The sequence below is a fragment of the Tumidithrix elongata BACA0141 genome (assembly GCF_036349135.1).
GTDB lineage: Bacteria > Cyanobacteriota > Cyanobacteriia > Pseudanabaenales > Pseudanabaenaceae > Tumidithrix > Tumidithrix elongata.
Map to the genome: position 1 here is coordinate 78510 of NZ_JAZBJZ010000006.1, position 15623 is coordinate 94132.

11 protein-coding genes are annotated in these 15623 nt (G+C 45.2%); 5 read left to right on the forward strand and 6 right to left on the reverse strand.

Annotated features, from left to right (window positions below; genetic code table 11):
- Positions 1-79: 79 nt before the first annotated feature.
- A complete protein-coding gene (locus V2H45_RS02950; RefSeq protein ID WP_330482120.1) occupies positions 80-2749 on the forward strand; it encodes a M1 family metallopeptidase in 2670 nt (889 codons plus the stop codon).
- Positions 2750-2814: 65 nt separating this feature from the next.
- Here the strand turns inward: V2H45_RS02950 and V2H45_RS02955 are convergent, their stop codons facing one another.
- Positions 2815-3777 carry an orange carotenoid protein N-terminal domain-containing protein gene (locus V2H45_RS02955; protein ID WP_330482121.1) on the reverse strand — a complete coding sequence of 321 codons (963 nt, stop codon included), beginning with the start codon at positions 3775-3777 and terminating at the stop codon, positions 2815-2817.
- A gap of 227 nt (positions 3778-4004) precedes the next feature.
- On the opposite strand from V2H45_RS02955, the gene V2H45_RS02960 reads away from it, so the two are divergent.
- The gene (locus V2H45_RS02960) at positions 4005-5519 is read left to right on the forward strand and encodes a UbiD family decarboxylase (protein ID WP_330482122.1); all 1515 of its coding nucleotides are present in this window, start codon (positions 4005-4007) and stop codon (positions 5517-5519) included.
- A gap of 90 nt (positions 5520-5609) precedes the next feature.
- Here V2H45_RS02960 and V2H45_RS02965 read toward each other — a convergent pair whose 3' ends face one another.
- Positions 5610-7235, reverse strand: coding sequence for an FAD-dependent thymidylate synthase (locus tag V2H45_RS02965; protein WP_330482123.1), 1626 nt, complete (start codon positions 7233-7235; stop codon positions 5610-5612).
- A 209-nt stretch (positions 7236-7444) separates the two neighbouring features.
- Here V2H45_RS02965 and V2H45_RS02970 point away from each other — a divergent pair, with 209 nt between their 5' ends.
- Positions 7445-8053, forward strand: a complete 609-nt coding sequence (locus V2H45_RS02970; protein WP_330482124.1) for a Uma2 family endonuclease — start codon at positions 7445-7447, stop codon at positions 8051-8053.
- A 267-nt stretch (positions 8054-8320) separates the two neighbouring features.
- Here the strand turns inward: V2H45_RS02970 and V2H45_RS02975 are convergent, their stop codons facing one another.
- Positions 8321-11686 (reverse strand): helicase-related protein, encoded by a 3366-nt coding sequence (locus V2H45_RS02975; RefSeq protein WP_330482125.1) that lies wholly within the window; start codon positions 11684-11686, stop codon positions 8321-8323.
- 139 nt (positions 11687-11825) lie between these two features.
- Positions 11826-12746 carry a phospholipase D-like domain-containing protein gene (locus V2H45_RS02980; protein WP_330482126.1) on the reverse strand — a complete coding sequence of 307 codons (921 nt, stop codon included), beginning with the start codon at positions 12744-12746 and terminating at the stop codon, positions 11826-11828.
- Between the two features lie 145 nt (positions 12747-12891).
- Between V2H45_RS02980 and V2H45_RS02985 the strand changes: the two genes are divergently transcribed.
- The gene (locus V2H45_RS02985; protein WP_330482127.1) at positions 12892-14031 is read left to right on the forward strand and encodes an ImmA/IrrE family metallo-endopeptidase; all 1140 of its coding nucleotides are present in this window, start codon (positions 12892-12894) and stop codon (positions 14029-14031) included.
- Entirely contained in the window at positions 14013-14630 is a 618-nt protein-coding gene (locus tag V2H45_RS02990) for a hypothetical protein (RefSeq protein WP_330482128.1), read from the forward strand. Before V2H45_RS02985 ends, V2H45_RS02990 begins: the two co-directional genes overlap by 19 nt.
- Before the next feature lie 5 nt (positions 14631-14635).
- On the opposite strand, the gene V2H45_RS02995 is transcribed toward V2H45_RS02990, so the two are convergent.
- Both V2H45_RS02995 and V2H45_RS03000 read right to left on the reverse strand, forming a co-directional pair.
- The gene (locus V2H45_RS02995) at positions 14636-14953 is read right to left on the reverse strand and encodes a DUF2281 domain-containing protein (RefSeq protein ID WP_330482129.1); all 318 of its coding nucleotides are present in this window, start codon (positions 14951-14953) and stop codon (positions 14636-14638) included.
- Between the two features lie 70 nt (positions 14954-15023).
- The gene (locus V2H45_RS03000; RefSeq protein WP_330482130.1) at positions 15024-15596 is read right to left on the reverse strand and encodes a type ISP restriction/modification enzyme; all 573 of its coding nucleotides are present in this window, start codon (positions 15594-15596) and stop codon (positions 15024-15026) included.
- Positions 15597-15623: the final 27 nt, after the last annotated feature.

The window sequence follows — 15623 nt, forward strand, 5'->3', positions numbered from 1 at the left end:
AAGGCGAAACGATCGCATATTTTAGATTTGGTAAGATTGCAATACATTGACTGCTCTAAAATCATCGCATTAATTCTCTATGGCATCTAAAACCTCCTCACTCCAGCAAATTTCGAGCGATCGCACGTTCACCTTTGAAAACAGTCTCGCGGCTTGGGATGGGGATAATGGCAATGGCAAACATAAGTCCTTTCAATTACCAGGAGCCAAGCCGCACTATAATCCCGATCGCCCCGGTCAGGTAGAACATATTGGTTTAGATCTGGTTGTCGATATTGCCAAACTCACGATCGCGGGAACTTGCACGATTCGGATTAACCCCGTGCGCAGTGGAATCACCGACCTCACCCTAGATGCCGTCAGTCTGAGGATTGATGGCGTTAAGATTGGCAAAGTCGCGCAGCCCTTTGATTATGACGGTGAATTTCTCAAGGTCAGTCTGGTCGAGCCGACTGTGGCGAATCATCCGATTACCCTAGCGATCGCCTATGCCGCCGTCCAGCCCCAGCGCGGTATTTATTTTGTCATGCCCTCCGAACATTATCCCAACAAGCCCACCCAAGTTTGGACGCAGGGCGAAGATGAAGATTCGCGCTTTTGGTTTCCCTGCTTTGACTATCCGGGACAATTAGCAACTTCCGAGATTAAGGTACGCGTTCCCAAAGAACTCAAAGCCGTGTCGAATGGAGAACTTGTAAGCGTTACGAAAGCAGGAAAAGACACGATCTATCACTGGTCGCAAAAAGAGATTCATCCCAGCTATTTGATGACCTTAGCGATCGGAGATTTTCTAGAAGTCACGGACGAATGGCGCGGCAAGCCCGTTACCTACTATGTCGATAAGGCATGGAGCGAAGCCGATGCCCGTCGCACCATGGGCAAAACCCCACAGATGATCGAGTTCTTTAGCCAAAAGTACGGCTATGACTATGCCTTCCCTAAATATGCCCAAGTTTGCGTGGCTGATTTTATCTTTGGCGGCATGGAAAATACTTCCACGACACTGCTCACCGATCGCTGCATGTTAGACGAACGCGCTGCCCTCGACAACCGCGCTAGTGAGAGTCTTGTCGCCCACGAACTCGCCCACCAGTGGTTTGGGGATTTGGTTGTGATCAAGCATTGGTCACACGCTTGGGTCAAAGAGGGAGCCGCCACCTATGCCGAAGTTCTCTGGACAGACCATGAATATGGCGCCGAGGATGCTGCCTATTATCGCTTGATGGAAATGCGGAATTATCTGGCAGAGGATGCCGAACGCTATCGCCGTCCCATTGTTACCCATGTCTATCGCGAAGCGATCGAACTCTACGATCGTCATACCTATGAGAAGGGTGGCTGCGTCTACCATATGATTCGTACGGAATTGGGTGACGAGCTATTTTGGAAGGCAATTCATCTATTCGTGCAGCAAAATGCCCATAAAACGGTGGAAACGATCGACCTCATCCGCGCGATCGAGCAGGCAACTGGACGGAACTGCCTATCTCTCTTCGATCAGTATGTGTTTCGTGGCGGACATCCAGAGTATAAGCTGGGCTACAGCTGGGATGCTGAGAACAATCTAGCAAAGGTCACTGTTTCCCAAACCCAAGAGGATCTGTTCGATCTCAAACTTCCGATCGCTTTTGGTTTTGAAGCCAAATCAGAAGGGCAATCAGAAGTAAAGTCAGAGCTAAAAATCTTTAAGGTGCGCGTGTTTGAGAAGGATCAGGCTTTCTATTTCCCTCTAGAATCCAAACCAAGTTTTGTCAGCTTCGATCATGGCAACGATTACCTCAAGCAAGTTACCCTAGAGTATGGTATGGCTGAGCTAAAGGCATCGCTGTTGTCAAATCCCGATCCCTTGGCAAAGATTCAAGCAGCAGAAGCGATCGCCAAGAAAGGCGGACTAGAAGCGATCAATGCATTGGAACAAGCCCTCTTAAACGAACCCTTTTGGGGCGTAAGGGTAGAAGTTGCAGGTCAGTTGGCATCGATTAAGCTCGATCAAGCTTTTACCGCTTTAATCAAAGGTTTGGCAGATACAGATGCAAGGGTGCGACGCGCTGTCTTGAATGGACTTGCCACCAGCAAAACCCAAGAAAGTTTGGATGCGATCAAACCCTTTCTCAAGAAAGGCGATCCTAGCTATCTGGTCGAGGCAACGGCAGCAACCCATGTGGGCGACCTGGCCGCAGCCTTGAGTGCAGAGAGAGAACCGAGCAAAGTAATTAAGCTCCTGCACACGACACTCAAAGAGAAAGCTGGATGGAATGAAGTGGTGCGTTCTGGCGCGATCGCGGGACTGGCAAAACTCAAGGATTCCGATGAAGCGCTGGAGATCGTGATCCAGTACACTGCGCCTGACGTACCGCAACCTTTGCGACTTGCGGCAATTCGGGCTTTAGGGGCAATGGGTAAATCGCAAACCAAACCCAAAACCGAAAAGATTCTCAATCGTTTGCAAGCGATCGCCAGAGAAACCTTCTTTCTCACCCAAGTATCGGTGGTGAGCGCTTTAGGTCAGGTTGACAGCCCCGCCGCGATCGGGATTTTGCAAGCCCTTGCCGACCAAACTCCCGATGGTCGCGTGCGACGGATGGCCGATGAAGCCGTGCAGCGCGTTCAAAAAGCGATCGGAAAGGATGCAGGCATCAAGCAACTGCGCGAGGAACTAAACCAACTCAAAAAAGAGAATCAAGAACTCAGAAGTCGTTTAGAAGCAGTGGAGGCGAAAGCAAAAAGCCAAGCCCCAACAGCGAAGTAAACGACTGAGATCAATCAAGTAGGGGCAACTCATCACTTGCCCCTATGATTCCATTTTAAAGAAACTTAGCTACGTGCGAGGTTGAGCAATTCCTTAGGAGATGCCAACAAATCGATCGCAACGTAGAAAATCTTACCTTGAGGATCGAGGAGAAAGCGCCAAGCAATATTCATACCAATGCCACCACCAAACCAAGGGGTTTGTACTTTACCTGTGACTTTGATTTGGGTATAGCCATCTTCAACGACATCAACCACGCCACGCTCTGGCATCATTTTTAATCCCTGACATTCTTCGCCCATATAGGTAAGAATGGCTTTTGGTCCCACAATTGGCTTTTGGAATGGAGGCTGTAATGCACCTTCTTCGGCAAATAGACCCGCTGCCAACGAAAATTCATAGGCATTCATGTAGTCGATATAGCTGAGAACGGTGTAGTTGGTAACGCCCTCGATTTTAGCTTGAACCCGCTCAGATAGAGAGATAGGCGTGCTCTTAGGCGCTTCGCGCTTGGCATAGTCTTCGCCTACGGATGGGTTATAGCCCATATTTACAACGGTGTTACGCAGAACAGTGATTTGCTGGCCTGGATCAAGATTTCTGATTGCTTCTAATACTTTAGAACCTTCAGCGCTAAGCTTATAGCCAACAGGGATAGGAGCGACTTGACCAAGTTTCATCAATTGACCAAGCTCGTACCAAAAGCCAAGTTTGGTATTGACCCTAAACGAAGAGTAAGTTCTTCCAATTACTGTGTCAGCATTACTTGCAAGATCGAACATTACCTGTGATTGGGCAGCAGCAGACATTTTCTTGATTTCGTTTAGTGTAGGCTCTGCCAAGATCATGCTTGCAGATCCAGTTGCCGCAGGGGTAATTGTCACACCCATTTCAGTGTAAGCAAACCAAAGTAAAGCCAATTGGTCTTCGACACTGAGTTTATTATATGCGTCGGTAGTTTGAACTACCACATCAGCAATTTTTGTGCTTGAAAAGATTGACCGAGCTGACTCTAAAGTAACTGACATAATTTAGCTCCTTATATATTGAATTGAACGTAAGGTTTGTCGTAATGACGAGTTGTTTGATCGACCTTAATAAAGGTAAAGAAATATTAAAATTTATGAATGTATATTAAGGAATAGAAAATTTGAATTTGCGGATTTCATGCCTAATGACGTAGTCCAAGGGGTATGGGGATATCAGTATCATATCTCTATAATGGGAGGGCAGATCTCAATCAGCCTTTTTTTTCATGACACGTAACCTTCGATCTTTTTTAAATTTGCTAGAGCAACGCCATCAACTCCATCGCGTGAAAGCACTGGTCGATCCCGATTTAGAAATTGCTGAGATTAGCAATCGCCTCTTGCAATCCGGTGGTCCAGCTCTACTGTTTGAGAATGTCAAAGGTTCCAATACACCAGTTGTCGTGAATTTGCTAGGCACAGTTGAGCGCGTATGCTGGGCAATGGACATGGAAGATCAAATGGAGTTGGAAGCATTGGGAGAAAAACTGGGAAAACTCCAAAGCCCCAAGCCGCCTAAGAAAATTTCGCAAGCGATCGACTTCGGTAAGATTCTCTTTGATGTTGTAAAGTCTCGTCCCCAGAAGGTTCTCTTTGGCAATGCCCCCTGTCAGGAAGTCGTATTGCAAGGCGATCGAGTCGATCTGAATATCATTCCGATGATTCGACCTTGGTGTCATGATGCGGGGAAGGTAATCACCTTGGGTTTAGTAATTACTAAAGATCCAGAAAATGGAATTCCGAATATCAGTGTCTATCGCTTGCAGCAACAGTCAAAGGATACGATGACCGTACATTGGCTATCTGTACGTGGGGGAGCTAGACATTTACGCAAAGCAGCCGAGATGGGAAAGAAGCTAGAAATTGCGATCGCTTTGGGTGTCGATCCATTACTAATCATGGCAGCCGCAACGCCCATTCCAGTGGATTTATCGGAATGGATCTTTGCAGGACTCTACGGTGGCGAAGGCGTACAGTTAACCAAATGTAAAACTATCGATTTGGAAGTTCCCGCTCAAGCCGAGTTTATTTTAGAAGGAACGATTACCCCAGGGGAAGTTTTACCCGATGGACCTTTTGGCGATCACATGGGTTATTACGGCGGCGTGGAAGACTCGCCATTAGTGAGATTTCAAGCCATTACCCACCGCCGAGATCCCATCTATCTCACCACCTTTAGTGGCAGACCTCCTAAAGAAGAAGCAATGATGGCGATCGCGCTCAATCGCATCTATACGCCAATTTTGCGGCAGCAGGTCACGGAGATTACCGACTTCTTTTTGCCAATGGAAGCCCTAAGTTATAAAGCAGCCATTATTTCGATTAAGAAATCGTACCCCGGTCAAGCGCGACGGGCGGCTTTGGCGTTTTGGAGTGCGTTACCCCAGTTTACCTACACCAAGTTTGTGATTGTCGTCGATGAAACGATCAATATTCGCGATCCGCGTCAAGTGGTTTGGGCATTGAGTTCTAAGGTCGATCCCGTACGAGATGTGTTTATTTTGCCCCAGACACCCTTTGACACGTTAGATTTTGCCAGCGAGCAAATTGGTTTGGGCGGTCGCATGGGAATTGATGCCACAACCAAGGTTCCCCCCGAAACCGATCATGAATGGGGAGAGGCGTTAGAAAGCGATCCTGATGTCGCAGCTATGGTCGATCGCCGTTGGGCTGAGTATGGTTTAGCCGATCTCAAACTGGATGAAGTGGATGCTAATTTATTTGGATATGATATTCGCTAAACGATATCTTCCACGAGGGGGAAGCATGACTTAGCACGGTCTTTGCACGGTCTTTTCAAAAAGATGCAATGCATCTTTTTGAAAATGGTCTTACTGTTGATTTTGCTTTAACTTCGCATCAAGGCGCTGTTCGGAAGCTAAGCGCTCTAGATCGTAGTCATTCAGGTCAACAAAGTTCATATTTGCTACCAATGTGGGATGCACAGCCAAAATTTGGCGATACATCTCTTGGGCAACAGTTCGATAGGTGGAATGTCCTTGCCGCGCACTACGTAACTCAATCAGGTGGTAGGCTTCGCGCAGATTTAATCTGATCCGCCACCGCACCCGAAATGCCAAAGGCACAACATATTGCGCCGCTTCGGGTAAACTTGCCCGAATTAACTCCGTTGTCTCCGCCGCATACTCTAGGGCTTTGCGATAGGGCTCTGCTAGTTGGGCTTCCTCCAGCTCAGGTGGAACAATATAACCATGGCGAACAGTGTAATCTTGGCGCTCTTGCGTGAGCACGCGATGGCGATGCAGATCGCGATAAGAACCCAGATCGGCTAACAGGTCAAAGGTATAGTAGGTTTCCTCAAAGGCACGCCCAGGACGATGGAACCGCGAACTGCGATCGCCTACATAGCCATGAATAATTTCTATTCGTTCCGTCGCTGACAGATTCGCCACATATTCGTTAACTTGCGCTAAGGTCAAATCGGTGTGAGGATAGAGAATAGCCGCAACGGTTTTTACCTCTGCCTCTGGATCGTATTCCACCAGTTGAACCGTAGAGGATCCAGCGATTTCAGCTTGTTTGGGAAGTTTTTGCGCGAGTTGGGCAATCTGCTGGCGATTTGTGGATAAATAATGGGCATATTTTGCACCACGTTCCGTTTTAGAACGTTTGACAAAAGAGGGAATTACACAATCTAGCTCCTGCTGCATCGCACTTCCAAGTTGGCGAACCTCCCCGTGGGGAGAGGCAGACATCTTTGTAAGTAGGTATTCAAAGGAACGTCCGTTCCCAAATAGACCCACGTTTGTCAATGTCGCCATCGGGAGTAATCCGCGCAACAAATCTAAGGCTTTTGCCCTTGTCGCACTGTTGTAAGCCCGCTCCGATGTTGCCTCATCCTTAGGCGTGCAGGATTTCACCCAAACCACCAGCGGATCGATCAGTGCAGTGTAGGTATCAAATAAATGGTCTAATGTGGCTTCATACCTTTCGGCATGGGGCGATGCCATAATCGAGGGTTCGCGATAATAGCGATAGCGATCGTTCACTTTGCGGTTAAATGGAACGTACCTCGTCGATTTCTCTAAGGGAGAAATCCCTAAGCGGCTATCCTCGATCGCTTTGGCGGCAATATTACTAATTCCTTCACAGGCAATGTGCGCCCCGCCCAACTCAGCAACGGAATCATCGCCGTAACCAATGAGAACGCGCTCGTAAAAAGCCTCTGCCTGCTGAATTGCCACCAATTGATCGTTGTTTTTTTCTCCGATGCCACCCACAATGCGATCGAAGCTCGACTCATCGGCATGAATAAACTCATCTAGTAAGATTCGTCGCAAGCTTTTATCGGTGCGACTGTAGCGAGAGAATAAGGCTCCTTTGACGACTTCGGGTAAGTTACGCAAACAGAAAACAGGTTTGTCTGTATTTGTGACAAAGGGTTGTAGTAAAGAGCTTGCTTGCTCAGTTAGCGTGGTTTCCCAAGATTCGGTCATATCAACTTAGTTTTTTACTTAGTTTTTTAAAGGGGTATTCCCTCCAAATCAGTTTACAGGAATGTCTTTGTTATGATGTAAAACTGGTATTCACCAAATTTTTCGGAATCATCTATCGCAAAAGATAGGCACAATATGCTCTCAGGGGAAATCAAGAGTGAAATCGATAATAAGAGATAATACATAGATAGCGCCTAGGAGGAAAGTCGATGACTGTAGCGATCGCCAAAACAACCTCTCCAGAGATCCAGCAAGAAAGCTTTAAAAAGATGACTTTTGAGGAGTTTCTTGAGTTTGATGATGGCTTAGATAACAGTTTTTATGAGTTGGAGAATGGAGAATTAATTCGGATGCCCCTTGAGAGTGAAATCAATCGGCGAATTGCCTCATTTTTGTTTGCGTACTTTTTACAATCAGGCATCCCGTCTTATCGCTTGAGTATGAAGACTGAGGTTGCGGTGCATAGCCAAAGGGTGGGTGTCCGTATCCCTGATTTGGTTGTGTTTTCTGAAGATTTGGCTGTGGCGATGCAGGGGGCGACGCGATCGCTGGTTTTAATGGATATGCTGCCGCCTGAGTTGGTGGTAGAGGTGGTGAGTCCAACTCAAGAAAGTCGAGACTATCGCTATAAACGTTCTGAATATGCGGCGCGAGGAATTTTAGAGTATTGGATTGTGGATGCGATCGCGCAGAAGGTGACGCTGTTGCAATGGGTGGAAGGTTTTTACGATGAATTTGTGTTTACGGGTGATATGGTAATTAATTCACCTCTGCTTGGTAGTTTAGAGTTAACTGCGGCGCAGGTTTTGCAAGGATAGCGATTCCTACAGATGCGGTTCCCGCCGCGTTTTGGCTGAGGCAGTTTATATCCTAAGTATGAGCGAACTTAGAGAATATCCTTTATATGGGCGATACTGGATTTGAACCAGTGACCCCTTCCGTGTGAAGGAAGTCTAGAATCGTCAAAACCCTTTCAGGATAAGAATTTCAGATCGAGGCAATTGTTTTCATAGTCAATTCATAGTCAAAATGAGTTTTGCAAGCAAAAATTCATACTTTTTTCATATTGGCTGGGTGGCATTTTATCACCCTCTCAGTAGTAGTGCCGATAGAGAAACCTCCAAACTTGATGCTTTGGCGCTTGGTATTGCCAGTAAGTTCAGTTTATCGGTATCCTCCACAAGCTTTGCCACAAAATCAGCAGGCTCAAGCTTAATATTTGCGCCGCTAGTATATTCGCGTAATAGTTTTTGGACTAACTTACTTTGCTTGCAGGAGTCGAGTTTTTGTAGTGTTTCTTTAACTACTGAGCGGGTTATGCCCGTAGGGAAACTTGTTAGGGTGGCAATTCGCCTTTGGATTTTGCTAAGTCGCTCGGATGTCACCGTGATGTTTTCAAGTGTATCGGCTCGATCTAAATCCGCAGATAGTTGTTGTTTGAGTTTTGTAAGTTGTTTGTAAAGGTCACTAGCAGACGTGAGTAGGTAGTTAGTAGATACGACATCTGCTAATTCAGGCGTATTGAAAGCAGTAGCGATCGCAATTCCATAGCCGTTTCGTTCACCTGTTCGATCGTTCCAAAAAATATCTTGCTGTTGTTCTGCAATGACTTCCCCGTTCGGATCGAAATACTGGACAGTCAGAGCAACTAAACCAATGGGCTCTGCTGGCTTGTCACTTTTCTTGCCCAAAGCGATCGGGTTTGGTTTGTAGTCTTTGCCTAGATTTTCAACTAGTTGGCTTAAACTCTCGCCGTACAAAACTTCTTGATGGGTATACAAATCACGAGCGGTTTCTTGTTTGTTATAGACTTCCTCCTGAAGGCTGCTATGTTCTATCTGTCGGGACTTTGCCAGACTTTGAATAAAATCAACGTACCCCGGCAAAATTGGATCGTCAAAGAGAGTGTCGCCATAAACAGAGGCTCCCAGAGCATTTGTATCTGAGACGTTTTGAATATCGCCTTCTGGGTTAGCATGATCTCCTACCAGTTTTTTGTTGAGATTGCGAAGCCGACTCGCTTGCCTTAATAGCTGACTTTCGCTATTGGCATAGTAGATCGTGATATGTTCTGGATGATGTTGTTTAGGGCGATCGATCCGTCCGATGCGTTGTTCGAGGGTCATCGGGTTCCAAGGTAGATCGATGTTAATGAGATAATCGGCATCTTGGAGGTTTTGCCCAACTGATAAGGTTTCAGAGCCGATCAGCACCATGATTTCAGTTTCTTTTGAGGGGCGATCGCTAGGATTTTTGCAAGTGGCAACAGGGGCAAACAAACGAAATAATTCCTGACGCTTGATACCGTTGGTTTGACGGTTCCCTTTATTAAAATTATGGGGCGCAAATTGCAGCGTGCGCGTAGCATTATCTGGGATGTAGGATTTTGTCGAACCGATCGCCATACCGATACCTTGGCTTGAAATTGTGCTATCCCTTGACATATGAAGGTAATAATCGAGAACGGTATCGGAAAAAGTAGAAATTAACAGCACTTTCTTGCCTTGACTGACCAGTTGACGCACTTGCTGAGTAACTTGTTCGCGTTTGTGGTCTTTGACAAATTCATCTGCAAGTAGCCTTTGAATATGCTCCATTTGGACTAAATCTTGTTTGCAAGCTAAAAGCATCAGATCGTAAATTTGTTTGGCTCTATCGGGCTGTTCGATTAGAGCATCTGTAACTTTATTAATCTGGGTGCGAAGTTGTTGGCGTTTGTTCTCTTTGTCTGTTGCTGTCTCTTCATCCTCCTCTTCCTCTTCATAGTCTTCATCCTCCATGAAGAAATCAGCTTCATAGTCAGTCTTCTGGGTGGTTTGGACTGGTTTGCTGAAACCATAGTGTTCGAGTAAAAAGTCGTTTAAGCCCTCAGTATCAGGTGTTATTGCTTCTAAACGCGATCGCATCTGGTCGATCCGAGTTCTGAAATTAACGATGGTGCGACTTAGAGCATACATACTCGATTCAGCACGTTGTAAAAAGAAGCGCCGTTGGTTTGCAAGTAGCGATCGCTGTTCGGCACTACCCGTAAAATAGCGAATTGGGTCGGCAAAGGGAATGAATAAGCTGGTTTCAAACTGAGTAAAGATTTGCTCTAGAGCTTGCTCGGTACTCGGTTCAAACTGCACGGGAAGCCATTCCGCTAGACGCTTGGCATAGACATTGAGATCTGGCATTGCCTCGCGTAACATCTGGCGTGTGCGTTGTAAAAATAGCTGTTTGTAGACGCGGCGAAATAGGTCGGTGCGATCGGTAAAATTTTCTACCCCAATTTCTCGGCTTTCAAACCATTGGGCTACTTCTGGCGGGAAACCAACAGCCTTAAAGCTGTCTAATCGACTGAGAAAGGGGCTGAGGATGTTGTAAATATCTTCGCGGCGGTTATTCCAAGGTGTTGCTGTTAGTAACAAAAATTGGCGTTGCCGTCCGTTACGTTGGTCGTTTTCGCGAATTTGCAGGCAAGTTTTATGGATGCGGTTGTTGAAATTGCGGATGCCCTCGTGAGCTTCATCAATGATGACTAGATCTGCACCTCCATAACGATTGAAGTCATCCAAAAACCTGCTCCCTTTACGGCTCATCAGATTCTTGTTGTAGAATTCATAATCAATGTTGGCTCCTTTAAAGCCCAACTCTTTCATCTCTCGTTCCCAGTTAAGGAATAACTTTTGGGAAGCTACGATCGCAATCTTAGCTTGGGGATTTTGTTCTCGATGAAGATATGCTACTGCTGCCGCTAGACGGGTTTTGCCTAGACCCACGGCATCGGCACATACGGCAACCCCAAAGTCCTGCATGACCCGTAGGCAATGTTGCGCTCCAGATTTTTGATGTTCAAATAAAACATCCTGATTTACAAGGTCATCAAGGCGATCGTTTGATTCCACCCTAAATTGTCGGGGGCGTTGCTGTGCCATCCAATAGAGAAAGTCATAGGGGTTGCCATACTTACCTGCAAGAATGGTTTCGATCGCTTCTTTAAAGCCAATAATCTCAGGAAAAGCAGGAACCTTAAGAACGTTTGTAACCTGTGGTGTAAGCGGTGGTTTGGTCGTGTATTCTTTTCCTTCTTTATCTCTGACTTTAAAATCGTTGATCGGCTGAGGGGGATGATCGGGCGAAACTTCTACCTGTGCTTTGATCCTGTCCGAAGTTTGTTCGTCGATCTTAACTTCTACAAGAGGATCGTCAATTACCGTAATGCGATCGATGCGATCGAAGTTATGCCCTGTAATCTCAACGCTGGTAATTTCTCCAGAGGGAAATCGATCGGGAGTAATGGATGTAATCTGCGGTTGCTGAAATTGGGCGCGGCGATCGCGTTCTTCTCTAACTTGGCGTAAAAAATCTTGGCTGAGGTCAAAAGCAATATCTTGGCGCTGCCACTCAAGATCGAACTGTTGAATGCTTTGCGCGATCGCTTCACGGTCTAGAGTTTCCCACGAATACAAAAAGGGTAATTGCTCAACTTAGTAAAATCAACAAAAAATGACTGTCAAAAAGTCGATTTTACCTCTATTTTATCTATATATCAGCAAATTATCGTTTGACAAATGAGAATGGTGTCATTTAGCTAGTTTTTGAGACAATTTATAGGCTGAAACCCTGATTCCTTCTAGGTTGAGCAATTACCAAAAAGGTAACGCTCTCAGCATTGCGGGAATGTGCGGCACGGGTAAAGTTATCAGAACCTTCATGCAGGATGTGATTGTCTAAGGAGTCGCTTAAGATGCCTGTTTTTTTGTGATAGATGGCGCGACCTTGTTCCATTTTGATCAGCTTAATTTGCAGAAAGCCTAAGCGAACCAGCTCGGCTAAAATCTCGGTGTGGCTAAATATTTTGTCTTCTAAGCCTTGTAAAAATTCTTGCAGGGTGCGTTGGGCAAATTGAGCGAGATAGGTAGGGTCGTGTAATTTTTCTAATTCTGCAATATCAGTTTTTTTAGTAAAACCTTGCCAGTCCATTAGTAGCAAGATCTTGCCATCGGTTTGAACGATGTTTTGGAGGGGTTCTTCGTAGAGTTTGAGAATGCCGCTATCAAAGTAGGCAGTGGAACGGCGATAGGTGATGCTGCGGTCTAGCATCTGCGCGATCGCTTTGTTATATTTCTCCAACTCTTCTGGTAGGTTGTAGCGGCGTTTTAGTGCTTTGATCGCTCTGAGACTACCTTCTAAAAGGGCAGGTTCTTTGGCAACGCTTTCCCGTTTGAGAAATTTCTCGATGATGTTGAGGTTGGCGGTACGCAGAAGGGCAGTGCTAGGAACATTGCCTTGCTTATTGGGAATATAGGTATAAACTTTGGCTTCTTGTGGGTCAATTCGGATCAATCGATGCGTGTCTTTTTTGCCACCCAACGCGAAAAAAGAGACGATGTTTTTGAGTAGGGTATCAGCTTCGAGATGCTTAAAAATTAGCCAGTATTGGCTGTCAATGCCTTTAATAGGGCTACCTTGTGGGAGATAGTAGGGGCGTTGCTTGCGGGTTAGCTCGGCAATGACATTTTCTAGCACTGGTTTATCAGGATTTATTGATTATTGTACATAAATCTTTTTGTTAATAGGTTTTAAAATCCCTATAGAAATGCGATCATGTTAGTCTACAAAAAATGCACACTCAAGCGTTAAAGCTTTATATAAGTGCAAAGGAGGGTGTGTTATGACCCAAACTCAAGCTAAGCCTAACTACATTGATCTCAAGACTTTATACGATCGCCTAAAACAACTAGGATTTAATCGAGATTTTATCAAAGATAACGGACTACCCGAATGGTGGTGTGATGAATATGAAGCATCTCCCGATGCAGTCGTAACTGCTGCATTTTATTTTTCCAGAAGATTTAACCTTGATTTTAATTCTCTTTTAAATCAAGATTTAGCCCCAACTTTTGAGACACAAAGCAAAACACGATTCAAAACTGTAAGCAAAGTAAAGTCTAACGCGATTCAAGATAGTCAGAATAATTCGCAATTTACTGAAGATACTACCACTGTTTCAAATAAGACTATCCCATCTGAACTAGTTGTTGCCCACAATTTAGCGCTTCGTGTGGCTGAGTTAGTTTCTCATACCTACAAACAACAATACCACCCAGTAGAGGGTATAACAGCTAGAGAAATTCGGGCAGCCATTCTCGATAAATATGCGAACGTAAGTCTTGAAGCACTACTCGCTTTTTGCCATGAACATGGTATTCCTATCGCTCATTTTGCTGATTTCCCAAACACCGTTAAGAAGTTTCACGGTATGGTCACGCAATCCAAGGGGCATCCTGTGATTCTGGCAAGTCTGCGAGATCGCTCTCCTAGTCGTTTATCTTTTATCATTGCTCATGAATTAGGGCATATTGCATTGGGGCATCTTAAGGACGGAATGACAATTAGTGAAGAGGAAATAGGTACATTTGACCTTCAAGATAATGAAGAATGTGCAGCGAATGAATTTGCGGCGGAGCTAATATTGGGACAGCCCGATCGCGTATATTATTTCCCCCACTTCATGACTGCCGATCGATTAGCAAAGAGTGCTATTGAAAAATCTCAGCGCGATCGCGTAGATTCTGGAGCGATCGTTTGGAACTATGGCTGGTATAAAAAAAGTCACTTTCCAGTGGCTCGTAAGGCGGCTGGGTTAATCGAACAAGAAGCAAATGCTCCCCAACTGATTAACAAATATCTAAGTCGATCGCTTGACTGGGAAAGTTTGAGTAATGACAATCAGGAATACTTAGCTCTGGTTCTAGGACTAGATATTCTAGAAATTATGGAGGAAGCCCGTAATTGCTTACCTGCTTCCTAGACAATGACGTTATTCTCAAATTATCTGCATTTGATTTATTTGATGAAACCCTCTCTATTTTGAATTTAAGCTGGCAGCAGTTACAGGTGGTCAGCAGTGCCCAATACACTTTTCGAGGTAAGCGCTACATAAACCAATACTCTGAGCCAGTTTGTCAAAAAGCGATCGCGATTGCTAGGCAGTGTCAAATTGTCACGGTCGAAAGTATTTCAGAATTTGCTTTGCTTAATGGGGTCAAAAAAATTGATGCTGGGGAAGCCGAACTCATCGCCGCAACTGCGAACAGAGAAGTATTTTGGCTAGTGACTGGAGATAAGAATTGTCTAGAAGCGTTAGCAACTGCCCCCAATCTAGAGAGTATTTGTAATCGTTTGCGGGGACGAACAATTTGCTTAGAGCAGTTGATATACAAACTGATTGAGCTTAAAGGGTTTACTTGGGTACAGGAACGAATAATCGTTGGACAAGAGTGCGATCGCGCTATCAAAATCATCTTTGGCTGGTCAGAGCCAGCAAGTGAGGCAACGGTACTTGAAGGGTTACAAAGCTATATCAACGACGTACAGTTGAGATCGCAAGGTTTGCTAGCAAATTTGTAAATACATTACTCAAATGGATTAATATGCTTGTCAAATTTAGCTTTGCTGCGAGTAGCGTAGACCATCTGAAGGCATTCTTCAAAATCGTCTCCATGCCAAGAACCAATTTTTTTTAAATGCTCTAAGATCGATGCACCCGTAGAAGGCTTATCAAGATTCGCGATCGCCTTTTCTGGAACAGATTCGCGGCGGGACGCATCCTGCAAGGAATCGCTTTCCTTTAGGGATAGAAACTCTATGAAGTCAGCAATAAGAGCCAACTTTTCAGGTGGAAGTCGATTGAGGTTGCGATCAATTTTCTGACGGACTTCAACTGTATTCATAAATTTGTCTCCTGCATAAGCATATAGCTAAGGTTCAGTGGTTAGACTTATATAAGTTTTTCTCCTTATTTTACTCAATCGGAAAACTGGGAATCGCTTCATCTATCTTTGCCATAAGCGCGATCGTCTCGTGTAGGGCAACAACAACTTTCTGGTAATGCTGAATATCCTCTGGGCTGAGTTGACGACCTTTGCGGTCTTTTAACCACTTCTGGCAAACCTGATAACCACCGACATAGAAGTTCCAAACACTTTCAGGAACGCCTGTGAATTTATCGCCTTTTTTGTTGATAGTTACAGCCCCATCGGCATATTTGGGATGTCCTGCATCAACAAGGCTATTTCCCCCCACCTCCACAAACTCAGTAATGTGCTGGTCTAGCTTGGGTGATTTCATCAGATGGAGTGCAACAAGTTCTTCACCATATTGTCCTAGTTGCCGAAACAGGCGATCGTCGCTGGTAAGGGGCACGCGGGGAAAGTCGATTTTTAGAAACTCTTTATATCTATCGCGATAGGTTGGGGAATGGAAGACGGCATAGATGTAATAGAAGATTGCTTCGGGTGTAGGTGTGTAGCCTAGTTTTTTTGTTATTGCTGCAAGAAATTCATCAGAAAGCGCCAATTCAAGGATGAAATGCAACGCCTAGAGATCTTTGCGTAAAGGGAC

Excerpts from the sequence above, each read along its gene's own strand:
- V2H45_RS02960 (WP_330482122.1), top strand. The coding sequence starts at position 4,005 with ATGACACGTAACCTTCGATCTTTTTTAAATTTGCTAGAGCAACGCCAT.
- V2H45_RS02955 (WP_330482121.1), bottom strand. The coding sequence starts at position 3,777 with ATGTCAGTTACTTTAGAGTCAGCTCGGTCAATCTTTTCAAGCACAAAA.
- V2H45_RS02950 (WP_330482120.1), top strand. The coding sequence starts at position 80 with ATGGCATCTAAAACCTCCTCACTCCAGCAAATTTCGAGCGATCGCACG.
- V2H45_RS02995 (WP_330482129.1), bottom strand. The coding sequence starts at position 14,953 with ATGAATACAGTTGAAGTCCGTCAGAAAATTGATCGCAACCTCAATCGA.
- V2H45_RS02965 (WP_330482123.1), bottom strand. The coding sequence starts at position 7,235 with ATGACCGAATCTTGGGAAACCACGCTAACTGAGCAAGCAAGCTCTTTA.
- V2H45_RS02970 (WP_330482124.1), top strand. The coding sequence starts at position 7,445 with ATGACTGTAGCGATCGCCAAAACAACCTCTCCAGAGATCCAGCAAGAA.
- V2H45_RS02985 (WP_330482127.1), top strand. The coding sequence starts at position 12,892 with ATGACCCAAACTCAAGCTAAGCCTAACTACATTGATCTCAAGACTTTA.